This window comes from Halobacterium bonnevillei (assembly GCF_009831555.1).
Taxonomy (GTDB): Archaea; Halobacteriota; Halobacteria; order Halobacteriales; family Halobacteriaceae; genus Halobacterium; species Halobacterium bonnevillei.
Map to the genome: position 1 here is coordinate 1 of NZ_WUUU01000227.1, position 3,903 is coordinate 3,903.

The 3,903-nt window shown below is 71.5% G+C and carries 4 protein-coding genes; 1 reads left to right on the forward strand and 3 read right to left on the reverse strand.

Translation table 11 applies throughout. From position 1 onward, the window contains the following. On the forward strand, positions 1-1,232 hold a 1,232-nt coding region (locus GRX66_RS17210), incomplete at its 5' end, for a M28 family metallopeptidase (RefSeq protein WP_159527610.1). Between the two features lie 45 nt (positions 1,233-1,277). Here the strand turns inward: GRX66_RS17210 and truA are convergent. From truA to GRX66_RS17225, 3 genes are all read right to left on the reverse strand, one after another. Next, a complete protein-coding gene (gene truA / locus GRX66_RS17215; RefSeq protein WP_159527611.1) occupies positions 1,278-2,072 on the reverse strand; it encodes a tRNA pseudouridine(38-40) synthase TruA in 795 nt (264 codons plus the stop codon). Between the two features lie 3 nt (positions 2,073-2,075). Next, positions 2,076-3,374, reverse strand: coding sequence for a histidine--tRNA ligase (hisS, locus tag GRX66_RS17220; RefSeq protein WP_159527612.1), 1,299 nt, complete (start codon positions 3,372-3,374; stop codon positions 2,076-2,078). Positions 3,375-3,515: 141 nt separating this feature from the next. Next, on the reverse strand, positions 3,516-3,903 hold a 388-nt coding region (locus GRX66_RS17225), incomplete at its 5' end, for an EamA family transporter (RefSeq protein WP_159527613.1).

Here is a 3,903-nt window from a genome sequence, read left to right on the forward strand (position 1 = left end):
CGCGCTCGCGACGCGGCGCGAGAGGCGTCACCACGACCGAGTTCGACCTGCCGGTGTGGCGGCGCGGGGACTGCTCGCTGGCCGTCACAGAGCCGGCCCGCCGCGAGTTCGAGGCGTTCGCGCTCCCGTACTCGCCGCCGGGTCGCGTGGAGAGCGCGCCACTGGTCGACGTCGGCCACGGGACGAAAGAAGACGTCCAGCGTGTGGCCGAGGAACTCGACGTCGTTGAGGGGGTCAGCGGCGACCTCTCGGACGACGCTGACCTTTCGGACACAGTCGTCCTCGCGTCCACGGACAGCCCGGCGGACGGCCGGTTCGTCCACCGCATGGAGAAGTACGGGTACGCCGTGGACGCGGGCGCCGCGGGGTTCATCTTCTACAACCACAGGGACGGCCAGTTGCCGCCGACGGGCGCGCTCCGGTTCGGGCGCGAGGCCGAGATTCCGGCTGTCGGCGTCTCCAAAGAGAGCGGGGAGTGGCTCCGGGAGTACGCCGACCGCGACGGCCGCGTCACGCTCTCCGTGGACGCAGCCACGGACCCGGGGACGGGCACCAACACCACTGGCGTCCTCGGGCCGGAGACGAACGACGAGGTTGTCGTGCTCGCTCACCACGACGCCCACGACGTCGCGGAGGGCGCGCTCGACAACGGCTGTGGGGTCGCCACGCTCGTCGCCGCGGCGCGCGTGCTCGCCGACCTCGACCTCGACTCCCGGGTGCGGCTGGCGACCGTCGGTGCAGAGGAAGTCGGGCTGCTCGGGTCGACAGCGGTCGCCACCGGCCTCGACCTCGAGTCCGTGCGGGCGGTCGTGAACGTGGACGGCGCGGGCCGCTACCGGACGCTGCGCGCGTTCACGCACGGCACAGACGCGTTCGCTGACGTTCTCGACGACGTCAGCGACCGAGCGAACCGCCCGATAGCGGTCGAAGACGTCCTCCATCCGTACAGCGACCACTGGCCGTTCCTCCGGCGCGGCGCCCCCGCCACCCAGTTACACAGCGTCACGCCGGACCGCGGCCGCGGCTGGGGACACACGACGGCCGACACCCGGGACAAGGCGGACTCCCGCAACATCCGCGAGCACGGGATGCTCACCGCGCTGCTCGTCCAGGAACTCGCCGCCCGCGACGTCCCGCGTCCCGACGACGACGCGCTCCGCGAGACGCTCGCGGACGCCGGGATGCGGCCGGGCATGGAAGCCGCGGACGTCTGGCCGGCGCACTGGGACTGACCCCTGGCGAGGCCTGGTCCTCCGAGACGCAGCCGCGAACGGTACTCAGACCTCGTCGGCGACGTGGCGAGCGACTCTGGCGAGCGAGCGCCGTTCCTCGTGCAGCGCCGTGAAGGCGTCCCTGACGGCAGCGGCCGCCCGCGGCTCCGTCGTGAATTCGAGGTCGTAGTCGACGTCGTGGAGGACCAGCGGGCCGGCTGGGGCGGGCGCGACACCGTCCGGCCCGTCGACCGGTTCGGGGCCGAGCACGCGCTCGATGCGGTCGACGGACCCGCCCGCCGCGACGTCCCGGACGAGCGAGACGACGCGCCTGACGAGTTCCCGGCAGAACCCGCTGGCGCGCAGCGTCACCACGAGGAAGTCGTCCTCGCGGGCGAGACCGCCGGACAGCGCCCGGGTCGTCAGGTCGTCGTCCGGCGTGAGGTTGTGGAAGTCGTGCTCGCCGAGCAGGCGGTCCAACGCGCGGGCCGCGCGGCCCTCGTCGGCGTCCGGGCCGAACACGAAGTACCGGTACTCCCGCCAGTTCGCGTCGTGGGTCGCGTGGAAGTCCGCGGGCGCGTCCGCTGACGCCCAGACGCGGATTCCGTCCGGGAGTTCGCCGTTCATCGCGGACGGCGTCAACCACTCTGGGGCGTCCAGCCCGATCGTCTGCGCTCGCGCCGACACGCCCGCGTCCGTGCGACCCGCAGCGGCGTACCCCGGCGGCTTCTCTCCCTCGAAGACGTCCAGGCGCCGCAACGCTCCGAACAGTTCGCCCTCGACGGTCGTGACGTCCGGCTGGCGCTGGAAGCCGTAGTACGGGCGGCCGTCGTAGGCGACGCGGAACGCGCGGCGGACCATCCCTCAGGCGAAGTCCTCGAGGCGTGGTTCGTCGCGGTCGCCTGGGAAGTCCGCGAACGGCGCGGTGGTCTGGTCGCCGGACGCCATGTTCTTGACCGTGACTTCGCCGTTCGCGAGGTCCTGCTCGCCGACGATGACGACGGTCCGGGCGCCGATGCTGTCGGCGTAGTTCATCTGCGCGCCGAAGCTCCGGTCGGAGACGTCGGTCTCGACGACGTGACCGCGGTCCCGCAGGTCACCAGCCACGCGCGCGGCCTCCTGTTCGGTGTCGCCCACCTGGAGGACGTAGTAGTCCGTGGTGAGCTCGCTTTCGGGCAGGACGCCCGCGCGCTCCAGCAGGAGGTTGAGGGGCGCGTGCCCGGGTGCGACGCCGACCGCGGGCGTGGGCTGGCCGCCGAACTCCTCGATGAGGTCGTCGTAGCGGCCGCCGCCGAACACCGACCGGCCGATGTCGCCGGTGGCGTCGAAGCACTCGAAGACGACGCCCGTGTAGTAGTCCAGCCCCCGCGCGGTCGTCAGGGAGACGTCGCAGTACTCGCGGACGCCGAGGTCGTCGGCGGCCGCGAGGACGTTCCGGAGGTTCTGGACGGCGGCGCTGACGCGTTCAGTGCCCGCGAACGCCGTGAGTGCGTCCAGGTCGTCGCCGGTGAGGAGTTCGTCGAACTGTTCGGCCTGCTCGTAGGAGAGGCCGGCCGCCGAGAGGCCGTCGAGGTACTCGCCGTACTCGATTTTCTCGCGCTTGTCCACCACGCGGATGGCGTCCTGGGTGTCGACGTCCGCGTCGAAGGCGTTCAGGAGGCCGCCGAGGATGTCCCGGTGCGAGACGCGGAACTCGAAGTCGTCGCTCGTCAGGCCGAGACTCGTCAGGCCGTCCGCCGCCACCGCCAGCACCTCGGCGTCCGCCCGCGGGTCGCTGGACCCGAAGATGTCGACGTTCGTCTGGTAGAACTCCCGGAACCGGCCCTGCTGGGGTTCCTCGTAGCGCCAGAACGCGCGCGTCGAGTACCACTTGATGGGCTTCGAAAGCGCCTGCTGTTTCGCCACGACCATCCGGGCTACCGTCGGCGTCAGTTCCGGCGTGAGCGCGACGTCACGGCCGCCCTGGTCGGTGAAGGAGTAGAGTTCGTCGACGATGCCCTCCCCGGACTTGTCGACGTACATCTGCGTCGACTCCAGCGCCGGCGTCCCGACCTCCCGGAACCCGTACCGCTCGGCGGCGCCCTCCAGGGCGTCCATCGCCTCGCGGCGCGGCCCCATGTCCTCGGGGTAGAAGTCGCGGAATCCCTTGAGTCGCTCGTACATACAGCGTCGTTCGCCCGTCCAGCGCTTGAATGCTTTCGTTCCGTGCTTCGCCGTGGCGTGATTCGATACGTCGGCTCACGGCGTGCGTCTCCGCCACGGAAGCCGCGCCCGCGTTCGGTGTCCGGGTCGCGATGACCGGCCTCAAACCGCAATCAGGCCGACACCCGCGACGGCCAGCACTGCGGCGCCCAAGCGGCGGCGCAGACCGGGTTCGCCGAGCAACAGGCAGCCGAGCAGGACCGCGACGATGGCTTGCGCGTTCACGAGCGTCGAGACGATGCTGGCGGGTGCGCTGGCGAACGCGAGCGCGGTGATGTGCTCGCCCACGGCGACCCCGGTTCCGGCGACCACGAACAACGGGAGGTGCTGGCGGACGCCGCCCGTCGGCCAGCGGCGGATTGCGAGCGGGGTGACGGCGATTGCGACGCCGCCGAGGAACGTCGGCACCCAGAGCCGAGTGGGGAACGTGAACCCGTCGAGGACGAGGCGGCGACCGACGTCGCTGACGGCGTACAGCATCGCGGAGACG

Bases quoted from the DNA above. Each gene is read 5' to 3' on its own strand.
- hisS (WP_159527612.1), bottom strand. From the start codon at position 3,374: ATGTACGAGCGACTCAAGGGATTCCGCGACTTCTACCCCGAGGACATG.
- truA (WP_159527611.1), bottom strand. From the start codon at position 2,072: ATGGTCCGCCGCGCGTTCCGCGTCGCCTACGACGGCCGCCCGTACTAC.